We start from the raw sequence: 18,311 nt of genomic DNA, 5'->3' as shown, positions 1-18,311 counted from the left end.
GGATGAGTTCGACGGCGCAATCATTGCGGCCGGCGCCGCAGCGCGAGGGCGGCGAGTTCGGCGCCGCGCTCGCGGCGGGGTTCGCCTATCGTATGGGCGCTTTGGCGGGGCGAGTGGGGGCGAATCCCGCCGCCGCGCGTTGGGCGCGTCGCGCGGCATTCGCCGTCAGCCGCGCGACGAGCGCGGGTCACGTTTGCCTCTCGCTCGAACGCCTTGCGCGACGCTACGGCGAAACGCCGGATCGAGCCGCCGCGGCATTGCTCGAAAGCGGGATCGTATCGGATGGGACCGAAGACGCCGCGGCGCTGCGGCCACTGGTGCTCGATGCGGCGGGCCGCCTTTATTTGGCGCGCTACTACGAAGATGAACGCCGGCTGGCTCAGACTGTGATCGAGCATGCGCCCCCGCTCGGCGGCCGTGACGCTGGGGGGGGCGACGCGGGCATGACAGGGGCGAGCGCGCTCGCGACCGATGAGACGGGGCTTGCGGCGCGGCTCACGCGCTTTTTCGGGCCGCCGGATCCGAGCGAAGTCGATTGGCAGCGAGCGTGCGCCGCGTTGTCCTTGTCGAGCCGCTTGACGGTCGTGAGCGGCGGGCCCGGCACCGGCAAGACGACGACGGTCGTCGGCATGCTTGCGTGTCTGATCGATGCCGATCCGTCTTCGACGATCGCGCTGGCCGCACCGACCGGCAAGGCGGCGCAACGCATGCAAGAGGCCTTGCTGGCGCGCGCCGCTAGCCTACCGGCTCCGATCGCCGAGCGGCTGCCGCGCGTCTCGCAGACGCTGCACCGGCTGTTGGGCTTGGGCCAAGGGATGCGCGCGCGCTACGGCCGCGACAACCCGCTGCCCTACGATGTCCTCGTGGTCGACGAAGCGTCGATGATCGACTTGACGCTCGCGGCGCAACTGTTCGATGCGCTGGCGCCGCACACGCGCCTCGTGCTGCTTGGCGACAAGGACCAACTGGCGGCAGTGGAAGCGGGAGCCGTCTTCGCTGAACTGAGCGCCTGCCCGAGCTTCAGCGCGGCTGGGATCGCGCGCATCGCGCAGGCGACGGGCGTGGACGAAGCGCGCGTGCGCGCGGCGCTACCGCGGTGGCAGTCCGACGAAGAAGCGGCGTGTGATGCGGATCGATCCGCATTCGCCGCGCTCTCGAGCGACGACGGTTTGGATTTGCTGGAACCGCTCGGTTCGCTCGAAGACGATTGGGGGTGGACGGGGCTCGCAGAGCCCGACATCGCGCTTGGCGGCGATGGAGTCGAGGGGGGCGCTGCCCTGAATCCGTACTCGAACCCGAACCCGGGCGCAGCCCCGAGCACGCACGCGCCCCGGGGCGAAGCGCCCGGTGCCGGACCCGAACGGACGGTTGCCACCGCCCAGCCACAATCGCACGCCGGGCCGATCTGCGCGTTCCCCGAGCGTGTGCCGCTCGTCGACTGTGTCGTTTGGCTCGAGCGCAACTACCGTTTCGGGCTGGACTCGGCCATCGGCCGTTTGTCGGTGGCCATTCGCCGCGGCGACGTCCGGGCCGCGTTCGACGCCCTTGGCGTGACGCGGAACGCTTCGGCTCAGAGCGACTTGTTCGCAGCACCGGACGTGCTTGCCGAGCCCGCCGCCGCCCCGGCTCAACTCGACGAAGACAACGGCCCGGTGCTGCGTGCGAGCACCTTGCAGCGCTTGGCGCAGGGCTTCGTGCCGTACATCGATGCGCTGGCTGCGGCGCTCGCCGCGCCGCAGCCCGATTGCGCATCGTTGTTCGATGCACTCAACGCATTTCGTATTCTGTGCGCGACGCGGCTCGGCGCACGCGGGGTGCAGGCCTTGAACGCGCAGATGGCCGAGCACGTGCGACGCGCCGCGCGCGTACCGCTCGCGCTCGGCTCGAACTGGTTCGCGGGCCGCGCGGTCATGGTGGCGCGCAACGATTATGCCCTGGGGCTCTTCAACGGCGACATCGGCATCGCGCTTCCTACGGCGGATGGCCCGCTGCGCGTGTTCTTCCGCACGGCCGACGGCGGCGTGCGCGGCATTGCGCCAGCCGCACTGCCGCCGCACGATACGGCCTTTGCGCTGACGGTCCACAAGGCGCAGGGCTCGGAGTTCGACCATGCGGCGCTGGTGTTGCCGGCATCGACGAGCCGTGTCCTCACGCGCGAGCTCGTCTATACCGCGGTGACGCGCGCGCGCAAGACCGTTCGCATCGTCGGCGCACGCGAGGTGCTGGCCGAGGCGATCGCTGCGCCGACGCGCCGCGATTCGGGGTTGCTCGCTCGAATGCAGGAGATGCAAAGATGACGCTGCGTTTTCACGTCGTACCGGAAGAAGTCGAATTGACGGCCGTGCGCGCGCAAGGCGCCGGTGGCCAGAACGTCAATAAAGTCTCGAGCGCGATCCACTTGCGCTTCGATATTCGCGCGTCGTCGCTGCCCGATGTCCTGAAGATGAGGTTGCTCGCTTTGGAAGATCGGCGCATCACCCGCGACGGGGTGATCGTCATCAAAGCGCAGGAATACCGGACGCAGGAGATGAATCGCGCTGCTGCGCTGGCGCGGCTGGAAGAGCTGATCACGAGCGTCAGCGTCACACGCCGCCCGCGAATTCCGACGCGGCCGACGCGAGCGTCCACCGTACGTCGACTCGAAAGCAAGACGCGCCGCTCGAGTGTGAAGGCGGGGCGTGGGCGCGTTCAAGACTGACGTCTGCGTCCGTCGGTTCATCGGGTGGCGCGGCGCGCCCGAGCCGCTCGCTTACGGCCGCTCGTCATTTTCCCGCGAGCCGCATTCTCGATCGCGGTCGATCGCCGTCGCTTCCAAGCTTGCGACGAAGTCGACGCAAAACACTTCGATGTGCCCGTGCGTCTGGACCGTGACCGCGGCCGTGTAGCAGTCCTTGCCTTCGGTGAGCGAATAGTGCGGCCCCATGACGGCGACGCGTCCGGGCGAACCCAGTGCGCGTTTGAAGTAAGCGCGCCGCGACCAATTGCTGGCGGTATCGGGAAACAGCGGCGCAAGACGAGGGGAGTGGGGTTGCGGCTGGGAAGCGATCGACGGCCGGTGCTGATCGCCATGCCGATCGACGACGAACACGCGCCGCGCCCACGGTGCGCGGAACGCCTGCTGCGCGGCGAACGCGAGATCGCCGGTCGCGTCGTACGCGCGTGCGCCGGCGAGCACGACTTCTTCGATGCTCGCAAACTCGACGGGCATGCCGGGGGCGGCCCAGGCGCGCGCGTGAAAGCGTTGCCACATCGATTCGATGCGGCTCGGGGCGTCCTCGCTCGCACCGGGGACCGACGGTTGGGGCTTGCCTAGCCAAAAGCCCTGGACGAAATCCACATCGGCCTCCATCAGCGTCATCAGTTCATCCTCGGATTCGATCCCCTCGCCGAGCACCATGGTGCCGGCGCGGTGCAGCATCGTCACGAGTTGGGTTGCGAATTGATGATCGGCGCCGGGGGCGGCGATGCGGGCGACGAGTGAACGATCGAGCTTGACGATGTCTGGGCGCATGCGCCAGATGCGGTCGAAGTTCGAAAACCCCGTGCCGAAATCGTCGATGGCGATCAGCAGATCGCGTTCGCGCAACGCATCGACGATGCGCTCGAATTGCGGCTCGTCCGTGCTCGGTTGCTCGATCATCTCGAACACCACGCGATGCGGCGCGATGCCGAAGTGAGCGCACAGTTCGTCGATGAAGACCTGATGGTTCGGCCCGATGCGCAGCAACTGCGGCAGTGCGTTGACGAACAGCCAGCCCGACTGCACGTTCTGCTCCGCGAAGTTGGCGAAATGGACGCAGCGGGTCAGCCGTTCGAGCGCGAGTGCAGGCCCCGTGGCTTTGGCGCGCGCGAACAACTGCTCTGGGGAGATCGCGCGGCCTTTGGCATCGGTTGCGCGCAAGAGCGCCTCGTAGCCCACGATGCGCTTGTGCGTAATCGACACGACCGCTTGGAAGGCGCTACGCAGCGTCACGCCTTGGAACGCGATGTGCCAGCCGGCTTCATCGCGGGCGAGATGCGGCAGGATGCCCGCAAGCGTCAGGTCACGTCGCGACGACATGCCGAGCGAAGCGCGCCCGCGCGCCGTGGCTGCGCGCGGCGGCCGCCGCGCGAGATGCGGGAAGAGGTCGTGCCGCGTGCGCGCAGTGAGCCGTCCGAGCGGAAGCGGACGAAAGGACTTGGCATGTCGAACGGTATCCATGTAACCAACGGGCAGTGTAGCAAAGTGCGAACCCAAGCAACGCCCCCAGCCTAAGGCTGAGCGGGCGCCTTCGAGCGTGCGGTCGCAGACGGTTGACATGGAAAGGACGGTGCCGTGGGCGTCGCGCGTGCGGCGCCGAACGCGGGAGAGACGAAGAGGCAGCGGGCGAAGACAGGCGGAAAAGGGAGGAAGCGGAGGAAGCGGAGGAAGCGGAGGAAGCGGAGGAAGGGCGGGGACGGTCGAAAGGACGGGCGCCGATGTGGCGCCCGTGGCGGGTGTGAGCCGAGCGAGGGCTATGCGGGCCGCTGCCGCAGGCCGGGGATGCGCTTGATCACACCGGTGGCGAGCGCGGTGCCCACGAGCACGATCGCGCAGCCTCGCACCATGTTCGCGGTGAGGGCCTCGTCGAGGAACAGCGTGCCCCACAGAATGCCGAACACCGGAATCACGAAGGTGACGGTGATGGCGCGCGCCGGTCCCGCGACGTTGATGAGATGGAAGAAGATCAGGTAGGCCACGCCCGTGCACGCCACGCCGAGGCTGAGCACCGCGCCCCAGGCGTGCAGCGAGACCGGACCGGCGGGCCAAGTGGCGATCGCGAACGGGATGAGCGCGACGCTGCCGCCGATCATGCTGCCGGTGGCGATCGTCAGCGAATCGACGCCGGTCAAATGGCGTTTGGTGTAATTGGCGGCGATGCCGTAGAGCAGCGCGGCGCCTGTCGCCGCGAGCGCGGCGAGGGCCGTCGCGAACGCAGACGGCGCGAGCGTGCCATGCGGCGCCGCAATCTGGCCCCAGACGAGCGATACCACACCGCCGAACCCGATCAGCATGCCGACCGTGCGCAAGGGGGTGAGCCGGTCCTTGAGCCATACGAAGGCGATGAGCGCGCCCCACAGCGGCGTGGTGGCATTGATGACCGAAGTCAGGCCCGCCGATAGCGTGAGCTCGGCAAATGCGAACAAGCAGAACGGCGCGGCCGAGTTGAGCACGCCGACGACGAACAGGGGCAGTGCTCGCGAGCGCAGCGTCGCGAACGAAGCGCGCGGCGTGCCGCGCAGCGCGAGCATGAGGATGAGCACAGCGGCGCCGATCGACACACGCAGCGCCATGAGCGGCGCGACGCCGAACTCTACGACCCCTACGCGAATGAATAGGAACGATGCGCCCCACAGGGCGGCGAGCACGAGCAGTTGAAGCAGATGGCTGGGTTTCATGAAGGGTCTCGAGGCTTGTTTTCGTCTTGTCTCTGCTGAACGAAAGGCATGGTATCACCGGCTCGCCGTTCGATATTTCAGCGCGAGATGAAACAGCAAAAATCGACAGAACTGGCCGCCGAACGGCAGAAAAAGAAGGTGTGGCGGACCGAGCGCATGCAACGCACGGCGCGCGAAAAAAGGGGCGCAGTCGAGAGACTGCGCCCCTTTTCGGCGCCGCTTTGAACGCGCCATCGAAGCGCTCCGGCCGGCTCGTTCGGGACGGGCTCGATCCACCGCGAGGTTCGTCGCGAGCGACTACGAGCCGGGCCTCGCGGCCCCCCGGCGAACGGCGAGGACGCCGCTTCGCGGCGTTACTGCCGCTGATAGAGTTGCGCGCCGCTCTTGACGAATTCGACGGCTTTTTCCTCCATCCCCTTCTTGAGCGCCGTTTCGTCCGACATGCCTTGGGCGGCGGCGAAGTCGCGCACATCCTGCGTGATCTTCATCGAACAGAAGTGGGGGCCGCACATCGAGCAAAAGTGGGCGACTTTCGCCGAATCCTTCGGCAGCGTTTCGTCGTGGAATTCGCGCGCCTTGTCGGGATCGAGACCGAGGTTGAACTGGTCTTCCCAGCGGAACTCGAAACGCGCCTTCGACAAGGCGTTGTCGCGCACTTGCGCGCCCGGATGCCCCTTGGCCAGATCGGCCGCGTGCGCCGCGAGCTTGTAGGTGATGATGCCTTCCTTGACGTCGTCCTTGTTCGGCAGGCCCAGGTGCTCTTTCGGCGTGACATAGCAGAGCATCGCGGTGCCGAACCAGCCGATCATCGCCGCGCCGATGCCCGAGGTGATATGGTCGTAGCCCGGTGCGATGTCGGTCGTGAGCGGTCCGAGCGTGTAGAACGGCGCTTCGTCGCACCATTGCAGTTGCAGGTCCATGTTCTCTTTGATGAGCTGCATCGGCACATGGCCGGGACCTTCGATCATGACCTGCACATCGTGCTTCCACGCCGTTTGCGTCAGTTCGCCGAGCGTCTTGAGCTCGCCGAGCTGCGCTTCGTCGTTGGCGTCGTAGATCGAGCCGGGACGCAGGCCATCGCCGAGCGAAAAGCTGACGTCGTAGGCCTTCATGATTTCGCAGATGTCCTCGAAGTGTTCGTAGAGGAAACTCTCCTTGTGATGCGCGAGGCACCACTTGGCCATGATCGAGCCGCCGCGCGAGACGATGCCCGTCATGCGATTGGCCGTGAGCGGCACGTAGCGCAGCAGCACGCCCGCATGGATCGTGAAGTAATCGACGCCTTGCTCGGCTTGCTCGATGAGCGTGTCGCGGAAAATCTCCCAGGTCAGATCCTCGGCTTTGCCGTTGACCTTTTCGAGCGCTTGGTAGATCGGCACCGTGCCGATCGGCACCGGGCTGTTGCGGATGATCCACTCGCGCGTCTCGTGGATATGCTTGCCCGTCGACAGATCCATGACCGTGTCGCCGCCCCAGCGGATGGCCCACGTCATTTTGTCGACTTCTTCGCCGATCGACGATGTCACGGCCGAATTGCCGATGTTCGCGTTGATCTTCACGAGGAAGTTGCGACCGATGATCATCGGTTCGCTTTCCGGGTGGTTGATGTTCGCGGGAATGATCGCGCGGCCGCGCGCCACTTCTTCACGCACGAATTCCGGCGTGATCTCGCGTGGGGCGTTCGCACCGAAGGCGGCGGCGCCGAAGGCTTGACCGGGGTGCTGGCGGCCCATCATGTCCGCCAGCTTCGCGCCGTTCGGCCCGCTCGCGCGCAGGCTCTCGAGGTATTCGGCGCGGCGCTGGTTCTCGCGAATCGCGATGAACTCCATCTCGGGCGTGATGATGCCGCGCCGGGCGTAGTGCATTTGCGTGACGTTCGCGCCAGCTTTGGCGCGGCGCGGCGTGCGATGCAAGCCGGGGAAGCGCAGCGAGGCCGTGGCCTGATCGGCTGCGCGTTCGAGGCCGTATTGGCTCGTGAGGCCGGGCAGCGCCTCGGTGTCGCCGCGCTCTTCGATCCAGCGCTGGCGCAACGCGGGCAGGCCCGAACGGATGTCGATCGCCGCTTGCGGGTCGGTATAAGGCCCCGAGGTATCGTAGACGTAGATCGGCGGGTTCTTTTCGCCGCCAAAAGCCGTAGGCGTATCGGCTTGCGCGATTTCGCGCATCGGCACGCGGATATCCGGCCGCGAGCCCGTCACGTAGAACTTTTTCGAGTTGGGCAGCGCAGCGACGGCCGCGGCGTCCACGCGTGCTTCGGATGAAATGAATTTCGGATTGGCACTCATGCGATTCTCCTGACTTAGGGCGCTAATGCAGGAGACGAGAGGGCGGATGAGAGAAATGCGCGGAGCCGAGAAACTCCTACGCTTCCCTGCGCTGGCATTATCCAGATCAGGTTCAAAGGGTATTTCTCACCCGCGCGTACCGAGTGCGACGGTACGACGCAGGACCCCCGCGTTAGCATCGCAGAAGATACACGGGCGGCCGGGCTTTGGCAACCGGCCGCGCCGCAATTCGCTCCTGGCGAGGCTGCGCGCGCCGTCGCGGCCGCGGCGCACCGTCCGGGAGTCCCTTTGCACCGTGAGCCTACGCCGCTTCGGCGCCGCGCCGTTGCATAATGGCGTGGTTTGCGCGTCCATCGACGGCGCGCCGTTCACTCCCATAGCGTGCCGACAAGAATGCCGCCCTGCATTGCCCGTATCGACTTTGCAGCGCCGCGCCGCTTGCGCATCGCGCCGTGCCCGCCGTGCGGCGACGCCGTGCGCCGGCGGGACTTGCCTCAAGGCATCCGTTGATGCCGCTCGCGCTACCTGCCTTCGTGAAGTGGATCAGACCGCCGCGCACGCACGGGGGGCGCATCGCGCTTGCGCTGGCCGTCGTGTACCTCGCCTGGGGCTCGGCCTATCTGGCGGTGCACGTCGCACTGGAAGCGTTTCCGCCCTTATTGTTGTCCGGCCTGCGCAATTTGATCGCGGGCATCGGCCTCTTCTTATTCGCCGTGCGACGCGCCAGCGCGTGGCCGACGCTGATCCAAACGCGCAACGCGGGCATCGTCGGCACGATGCTCGTGGGCTTCTCGAGTGGCTTGCTGGCGTTCGGCATGCGCAGCGTAGGCACCGGTACCGCGGCGGTCATGGTGGCGACCGTGCCGCTGTTCGCGACGATCATCTCGGCCGTGGCGGGGCGGCCGATCGCGAAGGGCGAATGGGCGGCCGTTGCGCTGGGTTTGGCCGGCATTTTCATCCTGAACCACGGCGACGCCTCCAATTCGTCGACGAGCGGCAGCATCGTGATCCTGTGCGCCGCGCTGTTTTGGGCTGGCGGCGCGCATCTCGCGAGCCGTCTCACGCTGCCTGCCGATCTATTCTTGTCGACTGCGCTGCAGATCGGTCTCGGTGGCGCGATTTCGACGATGATCGCCGTGGCGGGCGGCGAGCGCGTCGCCGCGCTCAGTCTCGGCTCGCTGTTCGCGTTCGTGTATCTGATGGTGGTCGCGACGATGGCGGCGTACGTCGCCTACGGTTTCCTGATTCGGCACACGAGTCCGATCGTGGCGAGCAGTTGCATGTACGTGAACCCCATCGTCGCCGTGGCGCTCGGCGCGATGATGCTGGGCGAACCGGTAACGGGCTCGACATTGGTCGCGACCGGCGTGATCCTTGCCAGCGTGGCGCTATCGTTCTGGTTCGACCGGCGGCGCGTCGCTTGATCGCGGGAGCGCCGGCGAAGCCGGCTGCAACCCGCCGCGAGCGCAAGAGTGGCCCGATCGACTCGCGCCGGATCGCGAAGCGCTAGAGCTTGGCGGCCAGTTCGGCGCCTTCGCGAATGGCGCGTTCCGCGTCGAGCTCGCGCGCGAGGGCCGCGCCGCCGATCACATGAAACCGCGGCCCGCCTGAACGGGGCGCTGCGGGCACGAGATCGCGCAGCGATTCCTGCCCCGCGCACACGACGATCGTATCGACTTCGAGCCATTGCGGCCGCCCGTCGCGTTCGATCTTCAGCCCGGCTGGTCCAATCTCGAGGTAGATGACGCCGTCGAGCATCTTCACGCCGTGACGCACGAGCGTCGCGCGGTGGACCCAGCCCGAGGTCTTGCCCAGCCCAGCCCCAAGCTTGCCCTTCTTGCGTTGCAACAGCCAAATCTCGCGTTCCGGCTGCGGCGCGCAAGCCGCCGGGGCAAGGCCGCCCGGTGAGGCCACGTTCAAGTCGACGCGCCAGGCGTCGAGCCACGCGTCGCGCGGCTGCGGCAACTGATCGCCTGCGCGATGCAGCAAGAATTCGCAGATGTCGAAGCCGATGCCGCCTGCGCCGATGACTGCGACGGTGCGGCCCACCGGCGCCCCGTGCAATACATCGATGTAAGAGAGGACGTTGGCGCCGTCGATGCCGGGGATCGACGGCCGCCGCGGCACGATGCCCGTCGCAACGATGATTTCGTCGTAGCGTTCCTGGCCGAGCTGCTCGGCGTCGACACGCGTGCAAAGGCGAACGTCGACCTGATATTTGCGCAATTGCGCGCCGAAATAGCGCAGCGTTTCGGCGAATTCCTCTTTGCCCGGGATGCGCTTGGCCAGATTGAATTGGCCGCCGATCGTCGCATTCGCATCGAACAGCGTGACGCGGTGCCCGCGTGCCGCCGCCACGCACGCGGCCGAGAGTCCGGCCGGTCCTGCGCCGACGACGGCGAGCGCGAGCGGGCGCCGCGTGGGTCGATAGACGAGTTCCGTTTCGCGCGCGGCGCGCGGATTGACGAGGCAGCTCGCGCGTTCGTTGCGAAAGGTGTGATCGAGACAGGCCTGGTTGCAGGCGATGCACGTGTTGATTTCGTCGGCGCGCCCTTCGCTGGCTTTGACGACGAACTGCGGATCGGCCAGCAGGGGCCGCGCCATCGACACGAGATCGGCGCTGCCTTGCGCAATTAGCGCCTCGGCCAACTCGGGTGTGTTGATCCGGTTCGATGCGATCACGGGAATCGTCACGGCCGCGCGCAAACGGGCCGTAAGCGGTGCGAAGGCGGCGCGCGGCACGCTAGTTACGATCGTCGGCACGCGTGCCTCGTGCCAGCCTATGCCGGTGTTGATCAGCGTGACGCCCGCGGCCTCGAGCGCGCGGGCGACTTCGATGGTTTCGTCCCAAGTGTTGCCGCCATCGACGAGATCGATCAGCGAAAGACGATAGATGACGATGAACCGTTCGCTGCAGGCTTCACGCACGCGGCGCACCACGTCGAGCGCCAAGCGCATCCGGTTGCCGATGCTGCCGCCGTAGCGATCGGTGCGGCGGTTCGTGCGCGGGCAGAGGAACTGGTTGAGCAAATAGCCTTCGCTGCCCATGATCTCGATGCCGTCGTAGCCGGCGCGCCGAGCGAGTCGCGCGGTATTCGCATAGGCGCGCACGGTGCGCTCGATGCCCGCTTCGGTCAGCGCTTTGGGCGTGAACTTCGAGATCGGCGAGCGAATGGCCGATGCCGAAACCACGAATGGGTGATAGCCGTAGCGGCCCGCATGCAGGATCTGCAAGGCGATCTTGCCGCCTTCGTCGTGCACGGCTTTTGTCAGACGACGATGATTGTGCAGATCGAAGACGCTATTGAGCGTACCGCCGAATGGCAGCAGCCAACCTTCGCGGTTCGGAGAAATGCCGCCTGTGATGATCAGGCCCACGCCGCCTTTTGCGCGCTCGCGGTAGTACTCGGCGAGCGCGGGATAGTGCCAAAAGCGGTCCTCGAGGCCCGTATGCATCGAACCCATGACGACGCGATTCCTAAGCTTCGTGAAGCCGATGTCTAGTTCGGAGAGCAAATGTGGGTAGGGCATGAGGACGTGTTTTGTAAAAGTCAGTGCGAGCGAACGATAGCGCGCGTCGCCCCTCATGCGCTGGAGGTTTGGCTCTAACCGAGATGGACTCAGTGGCCACGGCCATGCGCAGCGCAGTGCATCGCGGCGACGACGAACGGCATACCCTTTGCTCCCCGAAAGGCGCGAGCGCGCGTTTCTCAGCTCGTATTCGTCAGAGGTTAGGATGGGAGGTCGTGATGAAAACAGTTCGTCATTTCGCCGCGTGCGCGAGCGCCGCGTTGGTATTGGCCGCGTGCGGCGGCTCGGGCGACGTGGGCAAGGAAGTCGGTCTGCAGAACCCTGAGATTCATTTCGTCAACGCGGTGCCGATCGCACCGAATGGGTCCGCGGCGCCGAACCTCGATCTGTTCGTCAACGGCTCGACCTTGTCGGGGCAAACGAACGTGCCGTACAAAGGCGTGACTAATTTCGCCAACATCAACATGGGCAGCACGTTGGTCGGTTATGGCCTCACCGGCACGAGCGCAAGCTCGGCGCTAGCGAGCGGTACGTTTCCGAATGTCGCGAGCGGACATGAGTACACCGTCATCGCGCTGCCGAGCATCACGGCCAGCGACGGCTACGGCATCGGTTTGATCGACGATCCCTTCTCCAAGGGCCTGCTGTCGAACGATGCGCGTGTGCGCGCGTTCAACGCGGCGCCGAATGCGAGCGACGTCGACCTCTACATCGTGCCCCCGGGCACGACGAGCGTGTCCGGCAGAAGCCCGACGATGGCCGGCATCTCGTACGGCAACGCGGTCCCGGCCTCCGGGCAGGATTCGCTCTATCTTTCGGGCGGCAGTTATATGGCGATCGTGACAGTGGCGGGCACCGCGACGCCTATCTACGAATCGTCTCAATTCAACCTCGACAACAACGCCGACTGGCTGATATCGGTCGTTCCCGCAGGTGGCGTCGCTAGCACCTTGCAACCTGGCCAGATTCACTTGCTGGTCGCGCAAGGCGGCAACACGACACAACCGGCGCTCGAATTGTCCAACGCGCTGACTGGGCACTGACTCGCTCGAGGGCCTCAATCGATCAGCGTGCCGTCGGTTTCGTAGAAGGGATAGGGCCCTTCGCCTTCGTCGACGTAAGCATGGTGCGTGACGACGCCCGTATCGGGCGTGTACCGGTGCACGGCGAAGGCGGGGGGCTCGAGCCGGAAGGCCGAGGGCGCATTGGGCCGCAGATCGAGCGCGACCTGATGCGCGGGGGCGGGCACGGCCGACGCGATGGTGCCCGCGAATCGCGTGAAAATCGGCCGGTGCACGTGACCGCAGATCACGCGCTCGACATTCGGGAAACGGCTCACGAGCTCGGCTAGACGCCGCGCGGAATCGGGCTCGAGCCGCTGACGATCCATGTGATCGATGCCTGACACAAATGGCGGATGATGCAGCGCGACGACGACCGGTTTGCCCGCGCAAGCCGTCAGTTGCTCGGCTAGCCATGCGAGGCGCGCATCGCACAACTGGCCGCCGCTTTGCCGCGGCGTTTGCGAATCGAGCGCAATGAGGCGCAGTGCGCCGACGTCCACCGCGTATTGGACGAATTCTCCCTCGCCGCGCAGGTATGCGTGCCCGTCGAACACTTCTCGCAGCGCAGCGCGATCGTCGTGATTGCCGACGAGCAAATAGACCGGCATGGTCAGCGGAGCCAGTAGCCTTTTGAGCGCCTCGTACTCGACGAGGCTGCCCAAATCGACGAGATCGCCCGTCACGACGACGGCGTCCGGTTGCGGCTCCATCGCGTTCAAGCGTGCGACACAGCGTTGCAGATAAGCCGACGTATCGACGCGGCGATAAGCCAGCGCGCCGGGGCGTTTGATGTGCAAATCGCTGATTTGGGCGAGCAGCATGTGGGGTTCCTCCTTTTTTTGTGCGCGGCGGCGCGGCGTTTCTTTACGGCAGTGCGATCAACCCCTCCGCCGCAATCTCGATGCCGACCGGCGAGCCGCTCACCCATTGACTGCGTCCCGCCACGTCGATGACGAGCGCCTCGGGGGCGGCGCCCGTCACCGTCACGCGCGTGCGTTCGCCCAAAAACGACACCGTCTCGACGACCCCGCGCAGCGAGGCGTGCTCCGGCGCGACGAGCCGTGCGTCCTCGGGGCGGAAGAACAATTCGGGCGGCCCGTCGTGCGGGAATCCCCCGGGCGTGTCGATGCATCCTCCGGCCGTGGCGAGCCCGTTCTCTCGCCATTGTCCCGCGAGCCGGTTGATGGTGCCGACGAAGTGCGCGACGGCACGATTGGCCGGCCGATAGTAGATCTCGCGTGGCGTGCCGATTTGCTCGATACGGCCCGCACTCATCACGACGATGCGATCGCCCAGCTCCATCGCTTCGGCTTGGTCGTGCGTCACGTAGACCGTCGTGATGCCGAGCCCGCGTAGCAGCGCGTTCATGTCGCGTCGCAGCGTGTCGCGCAGCCGCGCGTCGAGTGCGGTCAGCGGCTCGTCGAGCAGCAGCACGCGCGGCTCGCGCGCGAGCGCGCGGGCAAGCGCCACGCGCTGCCGCTGGCCGCCGGAAAGCTGGTGGATCGCTTTATCCGCGTGCGCTTCGAGCCGCATCATCGCGAGTAGCTCGTCCACCCGCTTGCGCACGAGCGCAGGGTCGGCCTTGGCGATCTTCAACCCGTAGCCGACGTTGCCGCGCACGCTCAAATTCGGGAACAGCGCATAGCTTTGAAACACCATGCCCACTTGCCGCTGCTCGATCGGCAAGCGCGTGACGTCGTCGCCGCCGAAGAACACGGCGCCTCCTGCATCGGGTGTTTCGAGGCCTGCGACGATGCGCAGCGTCGTCGTTTTGCCGCACCCCGAGGGTCCGAGCAAAACGAGCGTTTCGCCGGCGCCGATCGTCAGATCGACGGGCTCGAGCACCCGCGTGCCGTGGAACGTCTTGGAGCACTGGGCGAGGGCGATGGGAACCGGAGTGAATTTCATTGGAGCGAGTGGATCGAGAAATTATTCCGTGTGGTTCTTGCCGCGGCGCGCGGCGTCCGCCGCACGCATGATCTCGCCTTGTCCGCCGAGGCGCTGCATCGCCACGAGCAAGGGCATCGTCATCGCGAAGAATAGAATCGTGTAGGCGCTGCCCACTTCGATTCGCAACGAGGCGTAGGTATCGGCGAGCCCTACGGGCAGCGTTTTCGTTTCGGGTGTGTGCAGCATCCAGGTCAAGTTGAATTCGCCGATCGACAAGGTGACGACAGCGAGCGCACCCGCGACGATGCCCGGCTGCAAGTTGGGCAGCACGACGGTGAAGAAACGTTGAACGAAGGTTGCTCCCAGGCTAGCCGCGCCTTCTTCGAGCGTGCGCAGATCAGCGCTGGCGGCCACCGCCGCGACGGCGCGCACCATGAACGGCAGCGTAAACACGACGTGGCCGACGACGATGAACGCGATGCTCATGCGAAATGCGGTGAAGCCGCCGTAGACGACGATCAGCGCGAGCGCCGACGCGAGCCCCGGCAGTGCGATCGGCAGCACGAGCAATTCTTCGACGATGCGGGCAAGGCGCGTCTTGCTCCGCGCGAGCGCATAGGCGGCTGGCACCCCGGTGACCAGCGTGATCACGAGCGTAGCTGCGGCGACTTCGAACGAGAGCAGCACCGACCCGTGATACTGAGACCAGACCTGCGCCAGCCACCGCAGCGTGAGGCCGCTCGAGACGCCGCGAAAATAATTGACGGTGAGCCCGGCCAGCACGGACATGACGACGGGAACGACGAGAAATGCACACAGCGCGAAGGTCACGAACCACTGGCCGAAGGCGAAGAGGCGGCGCGGCGCGAGGTGCGCGGCCAATGCGGCGGCGGGGCTGCGAACGGTGCGAACGGGTTCGGCCGATAGCTTCATTGCGGGCCTCGTCTCATGCCGTGGCCGCGACGGCCGAGCCGGTCGCACTGCGCGCCAACGCGAGCACGAGCCAGGTGACGATGCCGAGGATCACCGACAGTCCCGCAGCCGTGATCATGTTCGCGTTCAACGTGAATTCGGTGTAGATCGTCATGGGCAACACGTCGATGTCGGTAGCGAGCGTGAACGCGGTGCCGAAAGCGCCCATTGCGGTGGCGAAGCAAATCGCGCCGGCCGCGACGAGCCCCGGCGCGAGCCCGGGCAGGATCACATCGCGCATGATTTGCCAGGACGATGCGCCGAGCGAGCGCGCGGCCTCTTCGAGCGAGCGATCGAGCTTGGAGGCCGACGCCATGACGGTCACGATCACGCGTGGGATCGAGAAGTACAAGTAGCCGAGAAACAGGCCCGTCATCGAGTAGGCGAACACCCACTTCTCGCCGGTGAGCTTTTGCGTGAGCGCGCCGATGAGCCCTTGCCGTCCCGCTAGCATGATGACCATGAAGCCGACGACCACGCCCGGAAACGCGAGCGGGAACGTCAAAAGCGCGACGAGCGCGCGTTTGCCGGGAAATTCGCGCCGCGCGAGCAGCAGGCCGGAAATGACCGAGAGCACGAGCGTGGCGAACGTGACCGCGGCCGATAGCGCGACGGTCGCGAGCAGACTGTCCATGTAGCGGGCGTTGGTCAGCAGCGCGCGATAAGTCGCAAGGGCGTGACCGTTGGCGCTCACATGAACGAGTACGCCCATCGGCAGCAGCCAAAAGGCGATGAAAACGGCGAGCGCAGGCGCGATCAGGACGATGCGCCAGCGCAGCGGAAAGGTGATGTCGTGCATGGTGACGACCGCTCGTAACGAGGAAAAGCGGCCTCGGAGAAAGCGGCGGGCGCGCGCGTTTTGCCGCGCGCGCCCGCGCAACCCGGGGACTGCCCGCGTGCCTTAGTGCATGACTTGCAAATATTGTTGACCGAACGTTTGCTGCTTAGCGGCCATCTTGCCGAAATCGACGGGTTTGGCGCGCGCGTAGTCGCTCGCCGGCAGGAACTTGGTGGCGGCTTCTTTGCTCATCGCGCTCGCGCGCACGGGGCGCAAGTATGCATCGGCCCAAATCTTCTGGCCCTCGTCGGACAGCACGAAGTCGAGCACCTTCTTGCCGTTCGCTTCGTGCGGCGCGCCCTTGACGAGGCTCATGACGTACGGCACCGAAATCGTCCCTTCGGCCGGAATCACGAACTCGACATTGGCCTTGTCTTTGTACTTTGCCCGGTAGGCGTCGAAATCGTAGTCGAGCAAAATCGGAATTTCGCCGGAGAGCACGCGAGCGTACGCGGTCTGCTTGGGCACGATCGGCGAATTGGCCTTCAGCTTCTTGAACCAGTCGAGGGCCGGCTGGAAATTGTCGAACGAACCGCCGAGCGCCTCGTTGACGGCCACTGCGCCCGCATAGCCGACGAACGCGCTCGAGGGGTCGAGGTATCCGATCATCCCTTTGTACTCGGGCTTGAGCAAATCGGCCCACGACTTGGGCACCGGCTTGCCTTCCAGGGCGTCCTTGTTGACGAAGAAGCCGAGCGTGCCCGAGTGAATCGCGAACCAGTAGCCTTGCGGGTCCTTGAGGCCGGCGGGAATGTCGTTCCAATGCGCCGGCTTGTACGGTTGCACGACGCCCTTGTCCTTGGCTTGGAACGCCGAGGACACGCCCAGATAGACGACATCGGCGACGGGACTTTTCTGTTCCGCGATCAGCTGTGCAATCGCTTGGCCCGAATTCTTGTTGTCCGACGGGACGTGAATGCCGGTGGTTGCTTCAATTGCCTTCAGCTCGCTTGCCCAATCGGCCCACTCGGGCGGGCAGTTGTAGCAAATGGCCGTTTGTTGGGCGTGCGCTGCGGGCGCGAATGGCGCCGCGAACGCGACGAGCGCCGCGGCGATGCAACCGAGCCGGACGAGGCGCGCGCGAAACTGCAATGAGCGACGTGTCACTTGAGGTCTCCTTACGGGACGGGAAAGCGATGGATTGGGACGTCGTGGGAATGCTGCGCCGGCCCTTGCCGGGCCGACGCGGGAAACGAGCCGAGCGCGCGCCGCTTACGCGACCGGGTGAATGGGCAGCGAAGGGTCCTGCGCGCCGGACAGCGCGCCGATCGTCGCGCCTTGACGCAGCGTGTGAGGCAACGTGAGAGACAGCGATTCGCCGTCGTCGGCGCCCTCGATGCGCGCCATCAGGCGCCGCCAGGCGGCGCAGCCGATTTCCCGGTTGGGGGTGCTGATGCTGGCGAGCGCCGGCGAAAGCAATTCGCCCATGGCGAGGCCGTCGAAGCCGAGAATGGACATATCCTCCGGCACGCTGTAACGGGCCCGGCGCAAGCCGCGCATGACGACCATCGCGAGCAGATCGTTGCTGCAGAACAGGGCGGTGGGGCGTGCGGCGCCGCAGGTCAAGTGCGTGAGCACGGACGGCGCGAGTTCGTCGGCGTTGAAATCGACTTCCAATGCGGGGGCCGGCGTGCACCCGGCTTGGCGCATCGCTTCCGCGTAGCCCCGATAGCGCAGACGCGCGCGATCGGACTCGGCGAGCGTGCCGGCCAGCATCATCACGCGTTCGTGGCCGTGCTCGATCAGCATGCGCACGCCGTCGTAGGCGGCGCGCCGGTTGTCGACCGACACCGACGGACGCCGCACCGTATCGTTGTGCATCAGCACGTAGAGCTTGCCGTCGCGATCGAGTTCGTCGAGCAGGGGGTGCGTGTCCGCGTCGGCGACGGTCAGGATCAGGCCCTCGACGCGCTGGGCCAGCAGCGTTTCGATAGCGTGGCGCTCGCGCGCGGCGTCGTACTGGGTGGTCATCAGCATCAGGCGATAGCCTTGCGCTGCCGCGAGTTCGTCGATTCCCTGCAGGCATTCGGCGAAGACCGGGTTGGCGAGCGTCGGCAGAACGATGCCGATCAGGCGCGTGCGCTCGCCGCGCAGTTGCCTGCCGAGCGGACTCGGGCTGAACTGCAGCGCGTCTATCGCCTCGCGGATCTTCGCGAGCGTCACGCGGTTCACCGTGTGCGGTGCATTGATCGCGCGAGAGACGGTCGCGATGGAAAAGCCGGCGTAGGCGGCCACGTCCTTGATCGTGTGTTTCATCTTTCTGTGCAGTCCGGTAGTGCTGGGCCTGGAAACGTTTACGTCGCAACGATTATC

The 18,311-nt window shown here is 66.1% G+C and carries 14 protein-coding genes and 1 riboswitch; of the genes, 4 read left to right on the top strand and 10 right to left on the bottom strand.

Annotation, left to right across the window (positions count from 1 at the left end; all coding sequences use genetic code 11):
- Positions 1–2: 2 nt before the first annotated feature.
- Entirely contained in the window at positions 3–2,297 is a 2,295-nt protein-coding gene (locus QQS38_RS03060) for an AAA family ATPase (RefSeq protein WP_479643881.1), read from the top strand.
- Positions 2,294–2,698 (top strand): alternative ribosome rescue aminoacyl-tRNA hydrolase ArfB, encoded by a 405-nt coding sequence (arfB, locus tag QQS38_RS03055; RefSeq protein ID WP_479643880.1) that lies wholly within the window; start codon positions 2,294–2,296, stop codon positions 2,696–2,698. The genes QQS38_RS03060 and arfB overlap by 4 nt, the downstream gene beginning before the upstream one ends.
- A 51-nt stretch (positions 2,699–2,749) precedes the next feature.
- Here the strand turns inward: arfB and QQS38_RS03050 are convergent, their stop codons facing one another.
- From QQS38_RS03050 to thiC, 3 genes are all read right to left on the bottom strand, one after another.
- Positions 2,750–4,060 carry an EAL domain-containing protein gene (locus tag QQS38_RS03050; RefSeq protein WP_479644090.1) on the bottom strand — a complete coding sequence of 437 codons (1,311 nt, stop codon included), beginning with the start codon at positions 4,058–4,060 and terminating at the stop codon, positions 2,750–2,752.
- 434 nt (positions 4,061–4,494) lie between these two features.
- Positions 4,495–5,418, bottom strand: coding sequence for a DMT family transporter (locus QQS38_RS03045; RefSeq protein ID WP_479643879.1), 924 nt, complete (start codon positions 5,416–5,418; stop codon positions 4,495–4,497).
- 353 nt (positions 5,419–5,771) lie between these two features.
- Positions 5,772–7,703 carry a phosphomethylpyrimidine synthase ThiC gene (gene thiC, locus QQS38_RS03040; RefSeq protein WP_479643878.1) on the bottom strand — a complete coding sequence of 644 codons (1,932 nt, stop codon included), beginning with the start codon at positions 7,701–7,703 and terminating at the stop codon, positions 5,772–5,774.
- 65 nt (positions 7,704–7,768) lie between these two features.
- Positions 7,769–7,882, bottom strand: a riboswitch (TPP riboswitch).
- Between the two features lie 330 nt (positions 7,883–8,212).
- Here thiC and QQS38_RS03035 point away from each other — a divergent pair.
- Positions 8,213–9,127, top strand: coding sequence for an EamA family transporter (locus QQS38_RS03035; protein WP_479643877.1), 915 nt, complete (start codon positions 8,213–8,215; stop codon positions 9,125–9,127).
- 82 nt (positions 9,128–9,209) lie between these two features.
- Here the strand turns inward: QQS38_RS03035 and QQS38_RS03030 are convergent, their stop codons facing one another.
- Positions 9,210–11,234 carry a 2,4-dienoyl-CoA reductase FMN-binding domain-containing protein gene (locus tag QQS38_RS03030; protein ID WP_479643876.1) on the bottom strand — a complete coding sequence of 675 codons (2,025 nt, stop codon included), beginning with the start codon at positions 11,232–11,234 and terminating at the stop codon, positions 9,210–9,212.
- Between the two features lie 218 nt (positions 11,235–11,452).
- Between QQS38_RS03030 and QQS38_RS03025 the strand changes: the two genes are divergently transcribed.
- Positions 11,453–12,277, top strand: a complete 825-nt coding sequence (locus QQS38_RS03025; RefSeq protein ID WP_479643875.1) for a DUF4397 domain-containing protein — start codon at positions 11,453–11,455, stop codon at positions 12,275–12,277.
- 14 nt (positions 12,278–12,291) lie between these two features.
- Here QQS38_RS03025 and QQS38_RS03020 read toward each other — a convergent pair whose 3' ends face one another.
- The 6 genes from QQS38_RS03020 to QQS38_RS02995 all read right to left on the bottom strand — a co-directional run bounded on the left by QQS38_RS03020 (position 12,292) and on the right by QQS38_RS02995 (position 18,254).
- Positions 12,292–13,119: a phosphodiesterase gene (locus QQS38_RS03020; RefSeq protein ID WP_479643874.1), complete on the bottom strand. Its 828-nt coding sequence runs from the start codon at positions 13,117–13,119 to the stop codon at positions 12,292–12,294.
- 43 nt (positions 13,120–13,162) lie between these two features.
- Positions 13,163–14,206 (bottom strand): ABC transporter ATP-binding protein, encoded by a 1,044-nt coding sequence (locus QQS38_RS03015; RefSeq protein ID WP_479643873.1) that lies wholly within the window; start codon positions 14,204–14,206, stop codon positions 13,163–13,165.
- Between the two features lie 21 nt (positions 14,207–14,227).
- A complete protein-coding gene (locus QQS38_RS03010) occupies positions 14,228–15,121 on the bottom strand; it encodes an ABC transporter permease (protein ID WP_479643872.1) in 894 nt (297 codons plus the stop codon).
- A gap of 13 nt (positions 15,122–15,134) precedes the next feature.
- Entirely contained in the window at positions 15,135–15,959 is an 825-nt protein-coding gene (locus tag QQS38_RS03005; RefSeq protein ID WP_479643871.1) for an ABC transporter permease, read from the bottom strand.
- A gap of 102 nt (positions 15,960–16,061) precedes the next feature.
- Positions 16,062–17,105, bottom strand: coding sequence for an ABC transporter substrate-binding protein (locus QQS38_RS03000; protein ID WP_479643870.1), 1,044 nt, complete (start codon positions 17,103–17,105; stop codon positions 16,062–16,064).
- Positions 17,106–17,210: 105 nt separating this feature from the next.
- A complete protein-coding gene (locus QQS38_RS02995) occupies positions 17,211–18,254 on the bottom strand; it encodes a substrate-binding domain-containing protein (protein ID WP_479643869.1) in 1,044 nt (347 codons plus the stop codon).
- Positions 18,255–18,311: the final 57 nt, after the last annotated feature.

This window comes from Trinickia sp. Z7, from assembly GCF_056498045.1.
This window is presented reverse-complemented; position numbering and strand designations above follow the sequence as displayed.

What these genes read in the sequence shown, in the direction of transcription:
- arfB (WP_479643880.1), top strand. Translation starts at nt 2,294, where the DNA reads ATGACGCTGCGTTTTCACGTCGTACCGGAAGAAGTCGAATTGACGGCC.
- thiC (WP_479643878.1), bottom strand. Translation starts at nt 7,703, where the DNA reads ATGAGTGCCAATCCGAAATTCATTTCATCCGAAGCACGCGTGGACGCC.
- QQS38_RS03050 (WP_479644090.1), bottom strand. Translation starts at nt 4,060, where the DNA reads ATGTCGTCGCGACGTGACCTGACGCTTGCGGGCATCCTGCCGCATCTC.
- QQS38_RS03020 (WP_479643874.1), bottom strand. Translation starts at nt 13,119, where the DNA reads ATGCTGCTCGCCCAAATCAGCGATTTGCACATCAAACGCCCCGGCGCG.
- QQS38_RS02995 (WP_479643869.1), bottom strand. Translation starts at nt 18,254, where the DNA reads ATGAAACACACGATCAAGGACGTGGCCGCCTACGCCGGCTTTTCCATC.
- QQS38_RS03035 (WP_479643877.1), top strand. Translation starts at nt 8,213, where the DNA reads ATGCCGCTCGCGCTACCTGCCTTCGTGAAGTGGATCAGACCGCCGCGC.
- QQS38_RS03015 (WP_479643873.1), bottom strand. Translation starts at nt 14,206, where the DNA reads ATGAAATTCACTCCGGTTCCCATCGCCCTCGCCCAGTGCTCCAAGACG.
- QQS38_RS03010 (WP_479643872.1), bottom strand. Translation starts at nt 15,121, where the DNA reads ATGAAGCTATCGGCCGAACCCGTTCGCACCGTTCGCAGCCCCGCCGCC.
- QQS38_RS03025 (WP_479643875.1), top strand. Translation starts at nt 11,453, where the DNA reads ATGAAAACAGTTCGTCATTTCGCCGCGTGCGCGAGCGCCGCGTTGGTA.
- QQS38_RS03045 (WP_479643879.1), bottom strand. Translation starts at nt 5,418, where the DNA reads ATGAAACCCAGCCATCTGCTTCAACTGCTCGTGCTCGCCGCCCTGTGG.
- QQS38_RS03005 (WP_479643871.1), bottom strand. Translation starts at nt 15,959, where the DNA reads ATGCACGACATCACCTTTCCGCTGCGCTGGCGCATCGTCCTGATCGCG.
- QQS38_RS03030 (WP_479643876.1), bottom strand. Translation starts at nt 11,234, where the DNA reads ATGCCCTACCCACATTTGCTCTCCGAACTAGACATCGGCTTCACGAAG.
- QQS38_RS03060 (WP_479643881.1), top strand. Translation starts at nt 3, where the DNA reads ATGAGTTCGACGGCGCAATCATTGCGGCCGGCGCCGCAGCGCGAGGGC.